Raw genomic sequence first — 19,758 nt, 5'->3', positions numbered from 1 at the left:
TACCACACCAAGAAAAAAGTAATAATTAGAAAAATATAAGATAATCAATAGCTTGCTGCAAAGTGAAAAGCTAACACTACTCAATACACACTCAAAATTATGATGATTTTTGATGAGTTGTAAAGGGTATAAAAGCATTAAAATTGATCATTTTTCTTTCAATAAAATGAAACTTCGCTTACGTCAAGGATTAGCAGTGTGCTAAAAAAATAATAATATATCATGTATAAATAAGATATTAAATTTATTGGCAAAAAAGTAAAGTGCTCATATAAATATAGATAATCTCATATGAATTTACTGAAGCAAACCTATGATTACATTAAGTAATTTGAATTGTTATACTATAATTGGTATAGAACTGGAATTTTATATCGAAGGAATAGAAAAAGAGTACCTATTTCTTAGTGGTGTAAAAAATAAAATAGCTTCACTTGGATTTTCCTGTGAGAAAGAGAGTTCCATACATCAATATGAGATAAAAAGTGGTTGTTATACGGATCTCAATGACCTAATTAAGCATTTTGAGTTAGCACAAGAATTACTTACTGAAACAGCACAAAAACTTGGTGGGAATGTTTCTTTTAAAGCAAAGCCTTATTTGGATAGAGCAGGTAGCTCACTAAACGTACATGTTAATTTAGTGGACTCAAACAACAGTAATTTATTTTACTGCAGTAAACAAAAGTACAGTAATTGCTTAATTCATGGCATTGGTGGATTATGCGCTATGATGAAAAAACATATGTTACTTTTTGTTCCAAATGATGATTCATATTTAAGATTTCAATATCCGGATATTCACACCCCAACCACAGTTAGTTGGGGTGTGAATAATAGAACTGCTGCAATTAGGATTCCCAATTCTAGTGATAAATGTCGCCTAGAACACCGCGTTCCTGGAGCAGATTGTAACCTTGAAAAAGTTCTCGTAGCAATAATTGAAGGCATGGTTTTTGGCATAGAAAATAAAGTTCTCCCACCAAATAGAGTATATGGAGTTGCATCTGACCCTCAATATAAGATGGACAGTTTAATATGAGCTCTAACCATTAGATATATATTTAACAAAAGAAGGTGAGCTGCTTACATTTTTACCTATTGGATTCCGGCTACGGTCCCAGCTCCTGCCCTTAAAGGCATGGACTGGGCTAGGGAATGGGAAACTTCTACAAGATACATATACTCTACTAGAGAAGCGTTTATCACCTCCCGCAAATTTACCACCTCTAATCCCCCCAATATTGATAGATCTAAAGGGAACGTCTGAATTCCAGCTTCCTGTATCATATTTTTAGATGTTGATGCATCTTTACTAATAGAAGGAGCGCTATTGCTATCGGTATAATCGGTAGTAGGCACATTAGGTAATGCTGCATGGTTTTACTTCTCTGCTTCCATTGATTTTATATTTTCTTCACATTCTCCTTTTTTAGGTCCAGAATCATGCTGCGTTTCTAAGAATGCCTACACAGCCTTATATAAGGAAAGGCCTTGAATATGTAATTCCTCATTTTGTTTTATTAATTTTTTATCTTCCTCTGACAATAATGTATAATCCTTACCACTGAATTTTAGTATTTTAGTTATGCCACTATCACTAACATTCATAACCATGGTACAAAGTGAAATCACCTCCCCAAACTCATTTTTTACAGGCCAAGTGCTTGTCATTTGATAATGTGCTTCCTCTTTAAATTCATAATATCTTTTCTTACCTTCTCGACAAGCGTATATGTCATGGTTTTTGTTGCAGTAAATATTCAATTCGCCAATATCTTTCTCCTGCTGTAAAATATCACTAATCTTAATTGGTTCACCCCCATTATAGTCAATAAGATTAATGTTTAAGGCTCTACCAGCATTGCCAATTTCTTTACAGTAAGCTTGAAAACTTGCTTTTCCTTCAAAGGACTTATCTGCAATTTGCTTTCCCCGTACTGCCAACTTTACACATCTATCCATATTTTTCTTAAAATTCTCACTAACAGGCCATTCTTTTTCTTCTATAATTCTATTACATATTCTTGTCTAAAATTAGCACTACCTATTAAATCAATAAAACACCAATCATCATAGGCTTTTCATATAGCAGTAAAATCTATATTTACTCTCAAAAGCCTTAACAATTCTATTCTATTGCTTAGACCTTCTAACTTAAAAACTTTTACTATATCATTCAATTGAGAGCTTATTTGTTCATAATTAGTAGAACTAGATGTGCTGCAAAAATCTTTGATGAGATCATCGAGCTTATATAATTCGTCATATAGTTTTTATCTACTAAAATTGGGTGAAGAAATTTCTTTATAGTAAGGTTAGAAGGCTCCTTTTCACACACAATATGGCTCTGAAGAAGTTGAAACTTACACAGCCCATGACCAGATTAGCTGAACTCCTTTACATCATTAATACAATCGTTGCCCTGTGATGAACATAATTTACCATGAAGTTCTAGCAATTTATTCATTGCATCAACCACTTCTACTGCAAAAAGGAATTCATCGTGCTGATTTTCTATCCTCAGTGTTTCTAATAAGTTGCTTCCTGCACTGATCATAATATAATTCCACTATATTACTGTTAAAATCTCTCCTACGATAACCTTGATGATGAAACTTAACTTCTTCCATACACTAAATTTACCCTCACCATATATCATTATGCAAAGCTGTTTTGAATAACAGATTAATGCTTGAAGTCATGCAAGTGTTTTTCCGCTGAACAAAAGTTTTTTTAGAGTTTTTTTATTGAATAATAGTCAATTAAGATACAAGGGCACCCTCAGAAAATTTAACATCTCTCAGCTCAATAACATCCTCCCTCTTTGGACTAGTTGAAATCAGATGAATTGGTACACCTACTAATTCTTCTACTCTTCTCATATACTTCATCAAATTTAAAGGTAACTCCTTAACCGATCTTTTGCCCTGAGTGTTTTCTTTCCAGCCAGGAAATTCTTCATATATTGGTTCTAATTCTTCTTGTATCGAATGTGATGCTGGCAAATAATCGTAAATTTCTCCACTGTACTTATAACCAGTACATACCTTAATTGTGTCAAAAGAATCAAGGATATCTAGTTTAGTTAATACAATACTTGAAACTCCAGAAAGTTGCACTGCCTGGCGTACTAAAACTGCATCAAACCATCCGCAACGTCTCCTCCTATTGCTTACTGTTCCAACCTCCTTGCCTATAGTAGATAAGTTATTTCCCACTTCATTTTTTTGCTCAGTAGGAAATGGACCATTTCCCACTCTTGTTGTATAAGCTTTTGCCACACCGATAACATAAGCACTGGAAGACAATCCTGAGCCTATTACTGCTTGCGATGCCACAGTATTACTTGAAGTAACGAAAGGATATGTCCCATGGTCGATGTCTAAAAATGTGCCTTGGGCACCTTCAAATATTATTCTCTTACCTTTTTTTACAAAATCATCCAATATTCTCCACAATGGCTTTTTATATGGAAGAATTTTTTTTGAGACCTCCTTAATCTCCCTTAACATTTCTTCTTTCTTTACCACCTGATAGCTTAGGCCTCTTCTGAGAGCATTATGGTAATTAAGAAGAGTATCCACTTTTTTATTGAGCTCATCCACATTTTCTAAGTCACAAAGGCGTATAGCTCTTCTTCCAACTTTATCTTCATAACACGGTCCTATTCCTTTATTTGTTGTGCCAATTTTGTGATTTACATTCAAATCTTCTAACAACTTTTCTTTATCTTTATGTATACTAAGTATCAATGGACAGCTTTCCGATACCATCAAATTGTTAGGATTGACATCCATCCCTTTAACTTTCAATGACCCTATTTCTGAAATTAAGGCATGCGAATCAAGAGCAACACCATTTCCTATGACAGATATTTTGCCCCTTCTTAAAACAGCAGAAGGCAGCAAATTTAATTTATAAACCTCATCATCTACTACTATGGTATGCCCTGCATTATTTCCTCCTTGGAATCTCACAACTACATCCGCATTTTCAGAAAGATAATCTACTATTTTACCTTTTCCTTCATCACCCCATTGCAGACCAACAATTACAATATTATTCATCAATATCTTCTGGATTAACATATAAATATTAATGCAGTAAGCTACAAATGCAAGAGACTTCTTGCATAACAAACTTTTGGCAGCGCGTTGGATGAAACGAAAAAACTTCTTGACAAACTTAATTAACCTCATTATCTTGGCAACAAGAGTGTTTTTGACTTAAAACTTATTTTAGAACTGTAGGTCCAATGACAAAATTCAGTAAAAAACTGAAAGTATTTTTTGTCAGATTAATCAAATTATTGCGGCTGCATGTCTTTTAAAATTTTTCTACTTCAGCCAAACCGCACTTAAATTAAGCGTCAGCAAATTATTACAGCGCCAATTTACAGTATTAGAGGGTGCAAAACTTGCACCATGGGGTTTTTTTGCCTTTTTTTACTTAGTAAATTTCTTAATTACTTAGATTAGTTGCAATTTAAGAGTCCAAGAGAGACATCATGTCACCTAAGTAAAGAAGGCGCTCTTCCTCACTCAACCTCAGAACCGTACGTGAGACTTTCACCTCATACGGCTCCTCTACAATTTGGTACCTGTCATACACACTTCCATTTAATTTGTCACGGCAATGTACATGCAGCAAGGATAAATTTTGTTCATATTATTGCGTCTGTTATGGTCTTTATGATGTATCTCTAGGATATCATCATTTTTAAACCAAAGTTGACATGACCACATTTACCTTGTTGCAACTTCGTTAATTTTATTACCCTTGGTGGCTTATCCGGAATCCTTCTTACCCGATTATCCCAATCCCCATCATATAGCGATTTAGTTCCTTTCACTTTGACATACTGTTTAATAGTATGATCAATGCGTTTAATAAAGTAAACCTTGTTATTTGTTATAAATCTCCAGTTGTCATTTTTATACTTATTAAAGTATTTCCTCTTAACCCAACATTTACCTTTGTTTTGGTGTCTAAAAACTGCCCATTTTCAAAGATTCCTATACACTATACTGCTCATTAATTCAAAGGTTTTTCTGGAAACTACCAACGTGTAGTATTGACCTCATCCTCTAACCATAAGATTAAGTTCTTTTATTACTATTTCTTGCGTTGCTCCACGTAATCCTTTAAGTTTATGTTTAATAGTAAGTTTATGCTGTTTTATAGATTCTTGACTTAGTCTGATCAATAACTTGTAACCTTTCTTACTACTTCTTATTGGATAATGTCTTATAGAAAATCTCAGAAAATTAAATCCTGGCCTTTCTCCATTTAAAGTGTGAGCAATCTTTGTCTTTGAAACTTTTAATTCCAGTCCAATGGTTTTTAACCATTCCTTGACTACTATCCTTGCCTTAAGAAGGATTTCTTTACTTTCATGTAGAACCACAAAATTATCGGCGTAAACGATTACACTTATTGATTGTTCTGCTGCCCTGCATGATGCCTTGCTACCATATTTCCTTTTTGTGTATTGAAAAAGTTCACATGCTAATGCTTTTTTAGCATGACTCTCTAATTCATGTAATGCAACACATGCAAGTAAAGGTGAAATTGTTTCTCCTTGAATTGCGCCACATTTAGCGGATTTAAACTTTCTGTCTTCCATAACGCCTGCTTTCAACCATCCTTTTATAATTTTCTTTAAAGTTGGTGTGGTATTGAGTTTTTATAGCAATGCGTGATAGTTGATATTGTCAAAACACCCAGAAATATCTGCATCTAAAATAAATGCGGATTTCTTATAAAGCGCACAAAATATGTGCCTTATAGCATCATGACAAGACCTACCAATCCTAAAACCATAAGTGCTCGGCTCAAATTTTGCCTCCCATGCAGGTTCTAGCTCCATTTTCTACAAGTGTTTGTTTTGTTCGACACGATATAGTTGAAATACCTAGCGGGCGATATTCCAATGGCCTACTAGATTTTGGTATCCATACACATCTTGATGGTTTTGCCTTTTCTTTTATATCCAAAGAACATGCTAATTGCAACCTTTCTTTCTGATTAAGATTAGCTTTTCCATCAATACTTGCAGTCTTTTTCCCTCTATTATCCTGAGTTACCCTCCTAACAGCAAGCATTCTTGCACTTGTTGATTTTAGTAATAATCTCTGAAGTCTATGCATCCTCTTGATATCATTACATTTAGAAGCTCGGTAAGTTCGTTACCCACTTCTGCCTCATGCTTGCATCCCAAAAATTGCCACTCTTTGAGATGTGAGACATACATTATCCCTGATATCTAGGAAAGACGGAATTTAACCATCACACAAACCGTAACATCAGATCGTACCTCAGTGTCTGGGCACTGGGATAATATCTCTGGAGCTTGATGACATCATAGAAGTACTTGGATGACATCAACGCTAACTCTGGATCTTATATCTTCTTCGTATCAAAAAAACTTGTTTTTTAACATGAATAATTATATATTTTTAATAAATCAGGGATTTATACGCAATGAAAAGCTTAAAGGAATTATCCTTAAGAATTAAGAATATTAAGTCTATACAGAAAACTACAAAAATAATGCAAATGGTTTCTGCAGCAAAGTTATTACAAAGTCAAAAAAAGTTATCATGTTCAAAATTGTATATATCTAAGCTGTATAGTATTATTTCTTCATTAATGTTATCAGTCGATCAAAAACTACTGGCAGAAATTTTGAATACTGGTGACGACAATTCTTATCTAGTATTCATTATTGCATCTGATCGTGGCTTGTGCGGCAATTTTAATTCTTCTATTGTCAAATCAAGTCAAGAGCATGTAAATAAATTAATCACTAGCGGTAAAAAAGTAAATATTGTATTTTTTGGTAAAAAAGCTTTTGATATAAGTAAAAATAGATTTGACTCCAGAAGTATTCTAAAAGTTGAAAACAGTAAGGGAATTACGCTAAAGCATGTGGAAGCTTTGGTTGATGGTATAGATCTAAGTAAATACAATAAGGTTAAAGTTTTTCATAATAAATTTTATAATACCTTCACACAAAAACCAATTTTGGAAATAATCAAACCATGGAATAAAGATACATCTTTGATTGACAACTCTCTGGTCAATCCAACAATAGATTACAACTACGAATGTGAACCACAAAATACTGAATTTATTTTACGATCTTTGATTCAAAATTATGTTACAACTGCCCTTTACTCTGCTTTGCTTGAAAGTGCAGCAAGTGAGAACAGTGCTAGAATGGTTGCTATGGAATCAGCAAATAGGAACACTAAAGGAATACTGAATAAATTAGCTTTACTTTACAATCGTTCTCGTCAAGCAGCAATTACAACTGACTTGATAGAAGTGATAGGCGGTGCAGAGTCTTTATAGAAACCTTAGGAATAAAAATGAATATATTAAACATTGCAGCAGATATCATTAAACTAATAAAAAAACAAAATCAAGACGCAGAAGTTATTATATATGAAACCAACAAAATCTTAGTTTCTCAACGCCTATCAAAGATTGAACAAATATCACAATCTAAGGATTGCACTGTAGGAATCAGAGCTATAGCAGGTAAAACCAAAGCTGCGCATATTTCTACAAACGATTTAAATAATCTTGGCGATACGGTAAGCCAAGTAGTAGAAATGGCAAAGAATGCGCCAGAAGATCCTTACATTAATTTTGCTGTAGATGGAAATAATTATACTTCTTCTTCAGATTTAGGTATCTTAGACAATAATGTTGTAACTATTGATAATCTAAAAGAAATTGCCGAAGCTGCAGAAAATTCAGCTCTTTCACATAAAAATATCACTAATTCCGAAGGGGCTTCCGCTTCACATGCTTTAGTAAATACAGTATTATCTACCGCTTCTGGTTTTATTGGCTCATTTAGTAAATCAACCTTTGCTAACCAGGTTTGTGTTGTTGCTGGAAAAGAAAGTGAAATGAAGGCTGGTTATGATTACGATGTAGCATGTAATTTCAGTGATCTAAAATCGCCAGAGTTAATAGGAAAAGAAGCAGCAAAAAGAGCGATTGACCAATTGAATTCACGTTCAATTAAAACTGGCACACTTCCAGTTATTTTTGAAAAAAGAGCAGCAAAGGAGCTAATAAAAAGTTTTGCTTCTGCTATAAATGGCAATAATATTATAAATAACATCTCTTTCTTGAGAAATAGTTTAAATACTCAGATTTTTAATAATAGAATTAACATTATTGACAACCCATTGTTACCAAAGGGCATAGAATCAAGACCATTTGATGGAGAAGGAATAACTAGCAGGAAGAACACGCTTGTAAAAAATGGAGTATTACAAAATTGGATTCTAGATCTATATTCGGCTAAAAAATTAAACTTGGAAACAACTGGAAACGCAACTCGTGCAAGCAATGCCGCAATCATTGCTGCAGCTAGTAACCTTTATATAGAAAACGACAATATATCATTTAAAGAATTAATTGAGGAAGTGAAAGAGGGAGTATATATAACTGATTTATTTGGTTTTGGTGTTAATCTAATCAATGGTGATTACAGTCAAGGTGCATCAGGATTTTTTATCGAAAATGGAAAAATAACGTATCCAATACACGAGATTACTGTTGCCAGCAATTTAAAAGACATGTTTAGCAACTTAGTCGTTGCAAATGATTTAACCTTCTATGGGCAATTTAATTCACCAACAATTAAAGTTAGTAAAATGACAGTTGCAGGCTCACTTAACGGTTGCAAAATTTAGTTGCATCAAGTACAATAATTGTATATTATGATCATGTAATGTTAAGGGTAGACTATGGAATATAGGAGTTTAGTTTTAATAGCTAAGCTTCGGGCATTCCTAATTGTAGTTTCAAAGTTTTTCATCACATTAGTAATATTAGTTAGTAATTTTAGGGGTTGTTAAAATGGAATTTGGCAATATAAAGTGGTTTAATGCTGAAAAAGGTTATGGTTTCATTAAGCCAGAAACTAAAGGCAGTGATGTCTTCGTGCATATCAGTACGCTAGAGCGTTCAGGAATAAGGCCTGATTCACTAAGGGGAGAAAACAAGGGAAAGGGAATAAAAGGAGAAAGGGTAAGCTACGAGCTCAAAGAAGAGCGCGGTAGAAATGGAGAAGAGAAAAAATCTGCAATAAATTTAAAGTTGCTAGAAGATTAACTACATTTTGATGGTAGAAGTTTTGAATGGAGCTGTAAGCAGCTTTCATGAGATAGACCTCCCAGTTTTGCTTAAGCAAGCTTTAGATAAACACAATTTTTTCATTCCAACTCCGATTCAGACACAGGTAATTCCCCTAGCTCTACAAGGTAAAGATATTCTTGGGTCTGCTCAAACGGGAACTGGAAAAACTTTGGCGTTTGCTGTTCCATTGGTTGCTAAGTTGTTAGATGAACCTAATGCTAGTTCAGCTTTAATTATCGTACCAACCAGAGAGCTTGCACAACAGGTAACGAATGAAATAAGAAAAATCTTGTCTCAAAATTTTCTGTTAAAAATTGCCTTATTGATCGGTGGTGAGCCTATTTTCAAGCAGCTAAATCAGCTTCAGAAAAAGCCGCGAGTTGTAATAGGTACTCCCGGTCGTATTATAGACCATATTGAACGTAAAACTTTGATGGCTCACAATGTTAGCACCCTTGTACTTGATGAAACCGATCATATGTTCGATATGGGATTTGGAATTCAAATTAAAGAGATTATGAAATATCTCCCAAAAATACGGCAAACCCTTATGTTTTCTGCAACTCTTCCCGATGATATAGTTAAACTTGCTGAAAAGTACCTTAACCAACCAGAGCGTGTTTTTGTTGAGCATGAAGTTACAACCTCCACAAAAATCAAGCAAGAAATTGTTTATACAACAGAGTCAGAAAAATACGGCAAACTTATTACACAATTAAGTCATCGTGTAGGGTCGATCATTATCTTTGTCAAAACAAAGCAAGGGGCAGATCAGCTCGCCTATAAATTAGGCAAGGACAACTATAGCGCTTTGGCAATTCATGGCGATTTAAAACAGCACAAACGCGAAAGGGTAATTAATTCTTTTCGTCGTGGCTGCAATCAAATCATGGTTGCAACAAATGTTGCCTCTCGTGGCCTTGATATTCCCCGCACCCAACACGTTATCAATTATGATGCGCCACAATCGCAAGTTGATTACATTCATCGCATAGGTAGGACTGCACGCGCTGGAGCTGAAGGATATGCACTATTTTTTATTACGCCTCAAGACAAGAGAAGGCTGCCTGCACTTACAGACAAAAAAGGAGAACTAAATTTTGATTGTAATGTAAAGTTTAAAAAACTTGGCAGTAAAAAGATCTTTAAAAAACCAAGTGCACTAAAAACTAAACATGGAAGAAAAAAGATCAATACCTTTAAAGGGAAAAGCAGAGCGTTAGAAAAGGTGCTTCCCTCTATTTTTTAGAAGCTCAAATATAAAAAGTAAGAAAAAGCGGTCTGCAAGCAGACATAATAACGACAGATGTTTCCAATGATCCTTATAATGTTCAACTAAAAAAGAGAAAATTATCCCAGTCTTTAAGACTTGATAGCGTTTCTATAACGAAAATTATGGCTACAATAGCTGTAATTCACCTCTAAGCCTAGTCAGCCCCACACAGGTGTGTAATATACCTTGCACTAGCAAAAGTCAGTGCAGCAACCACGGCAGTATCTACTCTTAAAATTCTTTTCCCTAGACTTAATTTCTGACAAAACTTATCAGCAAGGCTAAGTTCATTGTATGAAAAACCACCCTCGGAACCAACAATAATAGCAATATTTTTCTTGTTTTTCAGAACTTTATTAGAAGATTTTTCCTTTCCTGTTTCATCACATAAAATAAAATTTCTACCCTGCGAGTCAGGTAAGCCACGGAAATTGACAGAGGCAAAATCTCTGGCACACTGTTCTACTACATTACTCTGCAGCTTCAATTGCCTGCAATCTTGCTCTGCTTAGATTAATATTTTTGACTACTGTATGCTCCGTCAAAATGAATTGAATACAGGTTACTCCCATTTCAGTTGCCTGTTTTATTATGTTGCTCAAAGCAGCACTTTTTACTATAGCACAATATAGGTACAAATTTTCTTCATATTGCTGCTGCTTAGTGCATTCTTTGAAAGCAATTTTCACTAATTTACGTGATAAATTACTATTTCCCTAAATACTCCCCATCTTTTCCATTAAAAAAAGAGATATTATCATTCTTCCTAAGCCGCATTACGTTGCAAATGTAGTGTGGACTAAGCACCAAACTAACACCTTGCGACAATGCTTCCTCAACGTAAAGTCTAATTTTTTCCATTTAATATATACTTTTATTAACGATCAACTTACTAGATAAACCATCACCTCCAAACTTGAAGGATTGCCCTTGCACTTGACTCTGTTTGAGTGACTCTTACGGGATTTGAACCCGTGTTACCACCGTGAAAGGGTGGTGTCCTAACCACTAGACGAAAGAGTCAATATGAATTGACTAAGTTATATTGATTATTCATATAAAGTCAATTCTATTGTTTTATATCGCAAACAGTCTGATTAGAGCATATACAAAAACTAAACCTTATCACCAGGCTTAACAAATAAGTGACCTAATGCTATTAATTTTATAGGTTTATCTTCGTTATTTGCCACTATCCAAACTCCATCGCTCTCATAATCAACAATTTCTATTGGTGTAAATACTACATGATTATTGTCATCAACAATCTTTATTCCAAGAATACCTTCGTCACTTAAGCTCATGGCTGAAGAAGGAATTTTATATGCAAATTTTTCACCTGAAGCCAGGCTTATACTGGCAGTTAGTCCTTGCAATGATATAATTTCATTATTAATTACCTTTACTTCTACCCCATAAGATCCGGTTTTGGGCTCAGCAATTTTACTAATAAAACTCACTTCACCTTCTAACTCCCTTCCGTCCAGCAAATTAATCTGAGCTGTGCTACCTAGTTCTATCTTATTTATCTCACTCTCCGAAACGTACAACACCACAAGCACTTGATCAAAATTAACTATGTCAGCTATTTTTTGCCCAGCGTTAACAAAATCCCCTTCATTTACGTTGATCTTATCAATACAACCATCAATAGGAGATTTAATCGCAGTATTTTCTAAATCCAACTCTAGCTTTTTTAGGTCAGCTTTTGCACTTTGCAACGCAGCAAAAGCTGCTTCTACTTGCATTTGCGCTCTATAGCCCTTTTTACTCAGCTTGGCAGAGGAATTATATTCAATTTCACGCTGTTTTAAAAGCGCCCTGACTTTTTCAACTTGCTCAGTTCGGCCAAAATCTTCTATTTTTAAAACTATATCATTTTTTTTCACCTTTTTACCATCGGATAAATAAATAGCAGCAACTTTACCACTTACCTCTGAAATAAGGCTGGCTCTACGTAAAGGATTTACTGTACCAGAAAATTTTAAATATACAGTGCGACTTTGTGGCCTATATTCCTGAATCTTCACAGAAAAACTATCAGTTGCATTACCATTATGAATAGCCTGATCTTTCTTTAAAAACACACTTTTGACAAAAAACAGCAGAACAAGAGTGATACTGGAAATGATGATTACTTTATTCCTCATTTTTAAGCAATTAAATCTGTTGACTAATTTCGTTAGAAGCAACCGCATAAATTAAATTTTTGCATCATGAATATAAGTACAATATTAATCATATTATCACCACTGTCACCTTATAAATGGTTTCATATGAAAAGAAACACAGGAGATATGTTATTTACAAAAATTAATTATCAACTTGATTGGATAAGTTAATATCAATACTGCTAACAGACCACCAACCCACAAAACAGCAAACCATAGCTATTGCTTCACTTGAGAATGGCGTTTTAACCACGAGACCACTAACTTATTAATATAGTATGTTCATCATTTGATTTCCCACGAAAAACATAATAGGAATAACCAGTGTAAGTTAAAATTAGTAGTAGCAGTGGTATCATAACAACCAACATCAATGATAAACTTGGCCTAGAAGCAGCTGCATCAAGAATAGTTTAGTGAAAGGATATGATCCATGGATATATACTAATTCCTAAACCTAAATATCCCATAAAAAAATGGCAATACTAAGAAAAAATGGACGGTACTCCTATTTATCATTCTGAAGATCAAACCACAACATGAGAAATAGCAAAGATGTTAGTAGTGGAAAAAAAGTAAATAATAAAAATTCGGCAGGCTAAACCAAAAGTTTTTAATACCTTCATTAAAAAATAGGGTTACTATACTAACTAGTGCCATGAAAGTACTCACAAAACTAAGCGTATAAGAAGCAACCTTGCGCGCCTATTCTTGTGTCACATTTTCTGTTTTTACTATGAGCCATGTAGAACCTAAAAGCACATACTCAAATACCATACAATGTATGTCATTACACTAAAAGTACTTGCCCAATCAAATTTGGCCGACAGAAAAGTTGCGTTCGTTTATTTCCACACCATGTACAAATGCACCTAAATCATGCCTTGGCAAAAGGCAGCACTAGGCGATCCATAATGAAAGGCATAATTCCATATTAGTCTGGATTTTCCTTCTGCTTTAAAATAGAACTCAAAAGATACCTCACGTAAGGACAAGGCCAAGCAACATAATAATAATAGGGATATAAAAACAGGTAATTAATATTGAATATGCAGAGGAAAAGCAGCAAACAACCCTACACCACTAACACCAACCATATTTCACTCCCATCCCAAAACGGTGCGATTGGGTTTATCATACGATCATGGCATTTATCTGACGGTGCAAAAGGAAGTAAAATACCAACACATAAATCAAAACCATCCACTAGAACATAAAACAAAACAGCTATAGCTATTAGCAATCCCCAGATTAATGGTAAATTAATTAATGAGGAAAAATCACACATGTTCTCTGTTCTTTCCAGATTCAATCACTGAAGCTTCTATAACATGTTTATAAAATTGCTCTTCTTCGTTAATAACAGGCATTCCCTTATATATTAATTTTAATATAATAACTACCTGCCCCACATATAAAAAGATACATAACAATAAACGCAATTAAAGACTATAAAACCTGAGGACAAGTAATCGCAGGTGAAAATGATTCGATTGTGCATACAACTCCATATACAGTGTAAGGCTGATGACCAATTTCAGTAGTAAACCAACCTGCAAGTAATGCTACGAACCCAGAAGGCATCATTAACATCAACCACCTACATAAAAAACAATTTCTGAATAACCTGCCACGAAAGTATTGTATCACACTAACTAATCCAATCATAATCATTAAATCCCAATTCCAACCATTACACGGAAGGACCAAAATATCCAAGTTACAGGTGATCCATCCTCCTTTTTCCATTCTTCTAATCCTTTTACTTCTCCTGAGAAATCATGTGTTAAGATTAAGCTAGCAAGATTAGGAACCTTTACTTCATAGCGATTAATTTCGTTCTGCTGATCCGAATAAGCAAACAAACGTAGGCCAACATCTCTCTCGATTTTCCATAAAATTTCCATCGCAGCGACTTTAGCAGTGAGCATAATTCTTGCTTGAGGAACATGTCGTTCTTTCCAAAGATAAAATGCACCTACACCACCCACTATGAACGTTGTTATAAGATAGGCTCCTGTCACCATATAAATAAAACGATAAGGAAAAGAAGGATTAGAAATAACTCTTAACCAACTGGCTGGCTATAGAAGCGCATCTTCGCCAATTGAAAATCCAGCAGGTGTTTGCATCCAACTATTGGCTGCAAGAATCCAGAAGGCTGAAATAAGCATCCCTACTGCAACAATACAAGTAGAAACAAAGTGCATACGAGGACTTACACTATCCCATCCAAATAACATAATGCCTAGAAAAGATGCTTCCAAAAAAAAGCTGTTAAAATTTCAAAGCAAAATAGAGGGCCAAGAACATTAGCCACACGGTCAGAAAACACTGACCAACTAGTACCAATTTGATAAGATAGAACAACTCCGGATACCACCCCCATACTGAAAGCAACAGCAAAAATCTTGACCCAGAATTTATAAATATCACGGGAATGCGTATTACTAGCCCTAAGCCAACTCCATTCCAAAAAAGCTAGAAAGCTTGGAAGCCTGATTGTGAAAGCAGGAAATATAATATACAAGCTTATTGTAAAGGCAAATTGAACTCGAGCTAGCAGTAGAGGATCAAATTTAAACATTTTATCTAACACCCATATATTACAGGTAATAGACGAATTTGTCTATAATCAACTTCTTTTTCTAAAAAATATCTCCGGCAAAAATATCATGCTAATTAACATCATAAAAAATTTAATTGTTTACTTCTTACCTTTATCAAAAAATAGTACGTATATTTGTAAGAACTTTTTACCTAAAAATAGGTTGCGAAAATAAAAATGTAAAGTTGCTGCAACAAAATTAGGTACGTTAGTACATACTTAAATGGGTAAAAATAGGCTACTACTGGAGGTTTTATAACCATACTAGAATTAATACAAAAATCGATGAAGTAGTTTGGTGGGACTAGTGCGATTCGAACGCACGGCCCTCGGATTAGGAATCCAATGCTCTATCCTACTGAGCTATAGTCCCTTGTTTTCTGTCACTTGCGCAAGATTATAGCAAAAAATCTCGCGTTTTTCTAAATTTCCTGAGTAATAAACCTATAGCAACAGAAAACATTTCTATATATTTCTTGAGTATAATGCTATTATATTTAATAACACGATTTAAACTGAAAGATTAATGCTAGTTAACAACGTTAGTTATTTTTATAACAACCAAGACAACTTTGCTTTAAGCAATATAAATATTGAGGTAAAGAAAGGAAATGTGACATGTTTATTGGGGCATTCAGGCTGCGGCAAGTCAACGATTTTGAAATTAATTGCAGGAATAGAAAATCCAAAATTTGGCACCATCTTTATAAACGATAGGTTAGTTGCAAGCAGCAACACATTAATTGCAATAGAGCATAGGAATGTTGGATTAATTTTTCAACACTCTGCATTATTTCCTCACAAAACAGTGGTGGAGAATATAACCTTCGCTATTCGTAGTTCTTCTAAAAAAGAAAAGTATCTCACCGCTTTGGAAATCTTGAAGCTATTAAATATAGAAAAATATGAAAATACGTATCCTAATGCTCTATCGGGAGGGCAGCAACAATTAGTAGCAATAGCAAGAGTAATGGCGCAAAGTCCTGATGTTGTGTTACTTGATGAGCCATTCTCTAACCTAGACATACTGCTAAAATGCCAAACAAGACAACGTATATTGTCTCTTTTTAGAAGTAAAAATATTCCTGTGCTAATGGTAACTCATGACCCGCAAGAGGCATTGAAAGTCGCAGATTTTATCTACGTAATGAAAAGTGGTAGAATTATTCAATCAGGAGTCTCCAGTGACATATATCACAGGCCTAAAGATGACACACTAGCAAAATTCTTTAGTGAGATTCCTTCTACAGTTAGGCGAGAAGCTTCCACTTGACGATACATTTGCCGAAATAAAATAATCTAGTCTGAAATTATTATAAAATAGATTAAAAAATTTTAACCTATAATTAAATAAAGGTGATATAATTCATGTGTTACTTGACTTCAGTCAGGTTTTAATATCTAAAAGTTAATATTTTAAATGGAGGTACTCATGAGTTTAGGGCCGTGGCAATTGTTTTTAGTCTTAATAATAATCTTAGTTCTGTTTGGTGCAGGCAGGTTACCACAAGTTATGGGTGATCTAGGAAAAGGCATTAAAAACCTCAAACAAGAACTTAAGGATTCAGAAAAACTATCATCTAACGAGCCAGATCGTTAGCGTCCTTATATTCCATGACACGCTCTAAAGTGCGTGTCATTTACTTAAAATCTGGTCAGGCTAAATAACAAAGAGAGATATTATGTATGTTGAAATACAGCGATAATTATGTTAGTTAGAGGAAATAATTTTGTTAAAGGGTAGCTTTGCAAAAAAGTGAGAAGCTGACCGAAAATAAAAAATTAGCTTCTGATGTTCTAAAAGAGGTTGCAGGTACCAACAACGCTAACAGTGATAAAGGACATTGTTTGACATTAAAGGAGCTTTGCATGAGCATGGGTTTAGCATTTTAATAATTATCTTTTCCTTGCCGCTATCCTTGCCCATACCAGTTCCACCTGGTTATACAACTATTTTTTCTATACCTTTAATTTTATTTTTGCTACAGCTTCTATTTGGTTTTGACTCTCCTCGGATACCTCACTGGCCGGAAAGAAGATCTTTTCAGCGTTCAACACTAGCTCTTGTGGTAAAGAAAACTTCCCCTATATTGAAAAAAATAGAAAAATTCACGAAGCCAAGAATGTCTTTCGTTTTCTATGGGCCTGGTGAGAAAATTCTAGCTTTTATGATGTTGCTCTGTACAGTAATAATAGCTTTTCCACTGCCTTTTACTCACTTCCTTCCTGCAATTGGCATAACTCTCCTTTCGTTTGGTATAATGAGTAAAGACGGACTTCTCTCTATATTGGGAGTTTCAATATTATTGTGTTCATTGTTACTTACTCTTATTGTGATAGTCAAAGGGTGACAACTTATAACAGGAGCATTTCCTTTCCTTATAAGCTTAGTACATGGTTAAGTTCTAAACATCTTAACAAAAGAATAAACTACGATGTAAAATGAAGGATGAATATTGAAATATAGTAGTAATTATGTTAGCTAGGAGAAATAATTTTGTTAAAGGGTAATTGTGCAGGAAAGTGAGAAATTGACTAAAAATAAAAAATTGGCTTCCGATATTCTAAAAGAAGTTGCAGATACCAACAATACTAATAGTGACAAAGTGACATTGTTTGATATCAAAACAGCTTTACAAGAGCGCGGTTTTGGTATTTTAATAATCATCTTTTCCTTGCCACTATCGGTACCTATACCGGTTCCACCTGGCTATACAACTATACTTTCTATACCTCTAATCTTATTTTCACTGCAGCTTCTGTTCGGTTTTGATTCTCCTTGGATGCCTCACTGGCTGGAAAAGAAATCTTTTCAACGTTCGACACTAGCTCTTGCGGTAGAGAAAACTTCCCCTGCATTAAAAAAAATAGAAAAGTTCATGAAACCAAGAATGTCTTTCATTTTCTGTGGACCAGGTGAAAATATTTTAGCATTTATAATGCTGCTTTGTGCATTATCGATAGCCATTCCACTGCCTTTAACTAACTTTATTCCTGCAATTGGCACAACCCTCATTTCACTTGGTGTTATGAGTAAAGATGGACTTCTCTCTATACTGGGAGTTTTAGTATCATTGTGCGGGTTATTACTTACTCTTATTGTGATGGTCAAAGGACCACAACTTATAATCGAGGCATTTTCTTTTTTAAAAAGCTTTGTATATGGTTAGGCTCTACAATACTTTGACAAAAAAAAAAGAGTCCTTTACGCCGATCAATAAAGATCATGTAAAAATATATGTTTGTGGACCAACGGTATACGACACGGCACATATAGGTAATGCACGTTCTGTTGTTGTTTACGATGTGTTATTTCAACTGCTTAAATTTTGTTATGGTAAAGTTACTTATGTGCGTAATATAACCGACATCGACGACAAGATAATCAATGCAGCAAATGAGAAAAATAGCGATATAGAAAGTATCAGCACATATTACACTAATGCTTTTCATGAAGATATGAGAAACATAAACTGTGCAGAGCCAACGCATGAACCAAAAGCAACGGAAAATATAGATTGCATTATCGAATTAATTGAATATTTGTTGCAATCTGGTCATGCTTATGAAGCCAATAAACATGTATATTTTAGTGTAGAATTTTACCCTGAATACGGTGCTTTATCAGGAAAAAAAATTGATGAATTGGATCATGGCAGTAGAGTTGAAATTGGTGAAAATAAAAAGCACCCAGGAGATTTTGTACTGTGGAAACCCGCAAGTGATATTGACTATAAACTTTCAAGTTACTGGAATAGCCCATGGGGAAAAGGAAGACCAGGATGGCATATAGAATGTTCAGCAATGTCATATGCTTACCTTGGTAAAGATTTTGACATTCATGGTGGCGGTATAGATTTACAATTTCCTCACCATGAGAATGAAATTGCACAGAGTAAATCTGCATTTGCTGGATCAACGTTTGCAAAATATTGGGTACATAACGGTTCTCTTACAGTAAATGCAGAGAAAATGAGCAAGTCTTTATTCAATATAGTCAAGGTAAGAGATCTACTAAAGGGTGGAATAAAGGGCGAAGTAATACGTTATGCACTGCTCAAAACTCACTACAGAAAACCACTTGATTGGACAGAAAACGTTATTTCTGAATCGCAAGAAGCTTTAAACAAGTTTTATCGGTTATTACGTGGTGTAAAAGTAGCAAGCATTGAGAAAAGCGATTCAGAAATCTCTAAAGGTTTTATAGAAGCTTTGAAAAATGATTTAAACATTCCTGAAGCCTTAGCTATATTACATGAAATGGCCACAAAAATCAACAAAACAAGTAACGAAAATGAGAAGCTCAAATTAATTGAGAGTTTCGTTAAGAGCGCAAGATTGATTGGTCTTCTTGAGTCAAGTTATCAAGAGTGGTTTACTACTGGCGCAAACCATCAAGAAATAGAAAGATTGATAGACTTAAGAAGAGCAGCAAAACAAAACAAAGATTACGATACTGCAGACAGAATAAGAGATCAGTTAAAAAGGATGGGAGTTATAATTTCTGATAATGAAGATGGTATAACAACCTGGTAAATCCA

Annotated in this window: 18 protein-coding genes, 2 tRNA genes and 5 pseudogenes; 10 read left to right on the top strand and 15 right to left on the bottom strand. The window is 34.4% G+C overall.

Annotated elements, in window-relative coordinates; genetic code table 11:
* The first annotated feature begins 313 nt into the window (after positions 1–313).
* Positions 314–1,042, top strand: a complete 729-nt coding sequence (locus QUS22_RS04340; RefSeq protein WP_289513768.1) for a type I glutamate--ammonia ligase — start codon at positions 314–316, stop codon at positions 1,040–1,042.
* A gap of 56 nt (positions 1,043–1,098) precedes the next feature.
* Here the strand turns inward: QUS22_RS04340 and QUS22_RS04335 are convergent, their stop codons facing one another.
* The 7 genes and pseudogenes from QUS22_RS04335 to QUS22_RS04305 all read right to left on the bottom strand — a co-directional run.
* Positions 1,099–1,362: a hypothetical protein gene (locus QUS22_RS04335; RefSeq protein ID WP_289513767.1), complete on the bottom strand. Its 264-nt coding sequence runs from the start codon at positions 1,360–1,362 to the stop codon at positions 1,099–1,101.
* A gap of 105 nt (positions 1,363–1,467) precedes the next feature.
* Positions 1,468–1,965: a hypothetical protein gene (locus QUS22_RS04330; RefSeq protein WP_289513766.1), complete on the bottom strand. Its 498-nt coding sequence runs from the start codon at positions 1,963–1,965 to the stop codon at positions 1,468–1,470.
* 421 nt (positions 1,966–2,386) lie between these two features.
* Positions 2,387–2,560, bottom strand: a complete 174-nt coding sequence (locus QUS22_RS04325; protein ID WP_289513765.1) for a hypothetical protein — start codon at positions 2,558–2,560, stop codon at positions 2,387–2,389.
* A 205-nt stretch (positions 2,561–2,765) separates the two neighbouring features.
* Positions 2,766–4,070, bottom strand: a complete 1,305-nt coding sequence (locus QUS22_RS04320; RefSeq protein ID WP_289513764.1) for an adenylosuccinate synthase — start codon at positions 4,068–4,070, stop codon at positions 2,766–2,768.
* 635 nt (positions 4,071–4,705) lie between these two features.
* Positions 4,706–4,855 (bottom strand): hypothetical protein, encoded by a 150-nt coding sequence (locus QUS22_RS04315; protein ID WP_289513763.1) that lies wholly within the window; start codon positions 4,853–4,855, stop codon positions 4,706–4,708.
* Positions 4,856–5,083: 228 nt separating this feature from the next.
* Positions 5,084–5,872 (bottom strand): annotated as a pseudogene (locus tag QUS22_RS04310) (reverse transcriptase domain-containing protein).
* A pseudogene (locus QUS22_RS04305) lies at positions 5,838–6,179 on the bottom strand (reverse transcriptase N-terminal domain-containing protein); the annotation flags it as partial. The pseudogenes QUS22_RS04305 and QUS22_RS04310, both read right to left, overlap by 35 nt.
* Before the next feature lie 307 nt (positions 6,180–6,486).
* Here QUS22_RS04305 and atpG point away from each other — a divergent pair.
* From atpG to QUS22_RS04285, 4 genes are all read left to right on the top strand, one after another.
* On the top strand, positions 6,487–7,359 hold the full coding sequence (gene atpG, locus QUS22_RS04300; protein ID WP_289513762.1) for an ATP synthase F1 subunit gamma: 873 nt from the start codon (positions 6,487–6,489) through the stop codon (positions 7,357–7,359).
* A 17-nt stretch (positions 7,360–7,376) separates the two neighbouring features.
* On the top strand, positions 7,377–8,720 hold the full coding sequence (locus QUS22_RS04295) for a TldD/PmbA family protein (protein WP_289513761.1): 1,344 nt from the start codon (positions 7,377–7,379) through the stop codon (positions 8,718–8,720).
* 166 nt (positions 8,721–8,886) lie between these two features.
* Positions 8,887–9,141, top strand: a complete 255-nt coding sequence (locus QUS22_RS04290; protein WP_289513760.1) for a cold-shock protein — start codon at positions 8,887–8,889, stop codon at positions 9,139–9,141.
* 10 nt (positions 9,142–9,151) lie between these two features.
* Positions 9,152–10,414, top strand: coding sequence for a DEAD/DEAH box helicase (locus QUS22_RS04285; RefSeq protein ID WP_289513820.1), 1,263 nt, complete (start codon positions 9,152–9,154; stop codon positions 10,412–10,414).
* A 178-nt stretch (positions 10,415–10,592) separates the two neighbouring features.
* On the opposite strand, the gene QUS22_RS04280 is transcribed toward QUS22_RS04285, so the two are convergent.
* From QUS22_RS04280 to QUS22_RS04250, 8 genes and pseudogenes are all read right to left on the bottom strand, one after another.
* Positions 10,593–10,925, bottom strand: a complete 333-nt coding sequence (locus QUS22_RS04280; RefSeq protein WP_289513759.1) for an RsmE family RNA methyltransferase — start codon at positions 10,923–10,925, stop codon at positions 10,593–10,595.
* A complete protein-coding gene (locus tag QUS22_RS04275) occupies positions 10,909–11,127 on the bottom strand; it encodes a 16S rRNA (uracil(1498)-N(3))-methyltransferase (protein WP_289513758.1) in 219 nt (72 codons plus the stop codon). The genes QUS22_RS04280 and QUS22_RS04275 overlap by 17 nt, the downstream gene beginning before the upstream one ends.
* 19 nt (positions 11,128–11,146) lie before the next feature.
* On the bottom strand, positions 11,147–11,215 hold the full coding sequence (locus QUS22_RS05560; RefSeq protein WP_353477741.1) for a hypothetical protein: 69 nt from the start codon (positions 11,213–11,215) through the stop codon (positions 11,147–11,149).
* A 174-nt stretch (positions 11,216–11,389) separates the two neighbouring features.
* Positions 11,390–11,461: transfer RNA gene (locus QUS22_RS04270), tRNA-Glu, on the bottom strand.
* A 92-nt stretch (positions 11,462–11,553) separates the two neighbouring features.
* On the bottom strand, positions 11,554–12,588 hold the full coding sequence (locus tag QUS22_RS04265) for an efflux RND transporter periplasmic adaptor subunit (RefSeq protein ID WP_289513757.1): 1,035 nt from the start codon (positions 12,586–12,588) through the stop codon (positions 11,554–11,556).
* 281 nt (positions 12,589–12,869) lie between these two features.
* Positions 12,870–13,897, bottom strand: a pseudogene (gene cydB, locus QUS22_RS05555) (cytochrome d ubiquinol oxidase subunit II).
* Positions 13,890–15,196, bottom strand: a pseudogene (locus tag QUS22_RS04255) (cytochrome ubiquinol oxidase subunit I). The pseudogenes cydB and QUS22_RS04255 overlap by 8 nt, the downstream one beginning before the upstream one ends.
* Positions 15,197–15,513: 317 nt before the next feature.
* Positions 15,514–15,590, bottom strand: a tRNA-Arg gene (locus tag QUS22_RS04250).
* A gap of 153 nt (positions 15,591–15,743) precedes the next feature.
* Here QUS22_RS04250 and QUS22_RS04245 point away from each other — a divergent pair.
* The 5 genes and pseudogenes from QUS22_RS04245 (at position 15,744) to cysS (ending at position 19,753) form a co-directional block, all read left to right on the top strand.
* On the top strand, positions 15,744–16,490 hold the full coding sequence (locus QUS22_RS04245; RefSeq protein ID WP_289513755.1) for an ABC transporter ATP-binding protein: 747 nt from the start codon (positions 15,744–15,746) through the stop codon (positions 16,488–16,490).
* A 159-nt stretch (positions 16,491–16,649) separates the two neighbouring features.
* Entirely contained in the window at positions 16,650–16,817 is a 168-nt protein-coding gene (gene tatA, locus QUS22_RS04240; protein WP_006013840.1) for a twin-arginine translocase TatA, read from the top strand.
* A gap of 146 nt (positions 16,818–16,963) precedes the next feature.
* Positions 16,964–17,568: pseudogene (locus tag QUS22_RS04235) on the top strand (exopolysaccharide biosynthesis protein).
* 162 nt (positions 17,569–17,730) lie between these two features.
* Complete coding sequence (locus tag QUS22_RS04230) at positions 17,731–18,387, top strand: exopolysaccharide biosynthesis protein (RefSeq protein ID WP_289513754.1); 657 nt, start codon at positions 17,731–17,733, stop codon at positions 18,385–18,387.
* Positions 18,380–19,753 (top strand): cysteine--tRNA ligase, encoded by a 1,374-nt coding sequence (gene cysS / locus QUS22_RS04225; RefSeq protein WP_289513753.1) that lies wholly within the window; start codon positions 18,380–18,382, stop codon positions 19,751–19,753. Before QUS22_RS04230 ends, cysS begins: the two co-directional genes overlap by 8 nt.
* The last annotated feature ends 5 nt before the right edge of the window (positions 19,754–19,758 follow it).

This window comes from Wolbachia pipientis (assembly GCF_030373985.1).
Taxonomy (GTDB): Bacteria; Pseudomonadota; Alphaproteobacteria; order Rickettsiales; family Anaplasmataceae; genus Wolbachia; species Wolbachia pipientis_D.
Note: the sequence above shows the minus strand (reverse complement) of the source record. Positions and strands in the feature narration are given on the sequence as shown.

Coding starts and splice junctions, on each gene's coding strand:
- QUS22_RS04340 (WP_289513768.1), top strand. CDS start 314: ATGATTACATTAAGTAATTTGAATTGTTATACTATAATTGGTATAGAA.
- QUS22_RS04330 (WP_289513766.1), bottom strand. CDS start 1,965: ATGGATAGATGTGTAAAGTTGGCAGTACGGGGAAAGCAAATTGCAGAT.
- QUS22_RS04325 (WP_289513765.1), bottom strand. CDS start 2,560: ATGATCAGTGCAGGAAGCAACTTATTAGAAACACTGAGGATAGAAAAT.
- QUS22_RS04320 (WP_289513764.1), bottom strand. CDS start 4,070: ATGAATAATATTGTAATTGTTGGTCTGCAATGGGGTGATGAAGGAAAA.
- atpG (WP_289513762.1), top strand. CDS start 6,487: ATGAAAAGCTTAAAGGAATTATCCTTAAGAATTAAGAATATTAAGTCT.
- QUS22_RS04295 (WP_289513761.1), top strand. CDS start 7,377: ATGAATATATTAAACATTGCAGCAGATATCATTAAACTAATAAAAAAA.
- QUS22_RS04290 (WP_289513760.1), top strand. CDS start 8,887: ATGGAATTTGGCAATATAAAGTGGTTTAATGCTGAAAAAGGTTATGGT.
- QUS22_RS04285 (WP_289513820.1), top strand. CDS start 9,152: ATGGTAGAAGTTTTGAATGGAGCTGTAAGCAGCTTTCATGAGATAGAC.
- QUS22_RS04265 (WP_289513757.1), bottom strand. CDS start 12,588: ATGAGGAATAAAGTAATCATCATTTCCAGTATCACTCTTGTTCTGCTG.
- QUS22_RS04245 (WP_289513755.1), top strand. CDS start 15,744: ATGCTAGTTAACAACGTTAGTTATTTTTATAACAACCAAGACAACTTT.
- tatA (WP_006013840.1), top strand. CDS start 16,650: ATGAGTTTAGGGCCGTGGCAATTGTTTTTAGTCTTAATAATAATCTTA.
- cysS (WP_289513753.1), top strand. CDS start 18,380: ATGGTTAGGCTCTACAATACTTTGACAAAAAAAAAAGAGTCCTTTACG.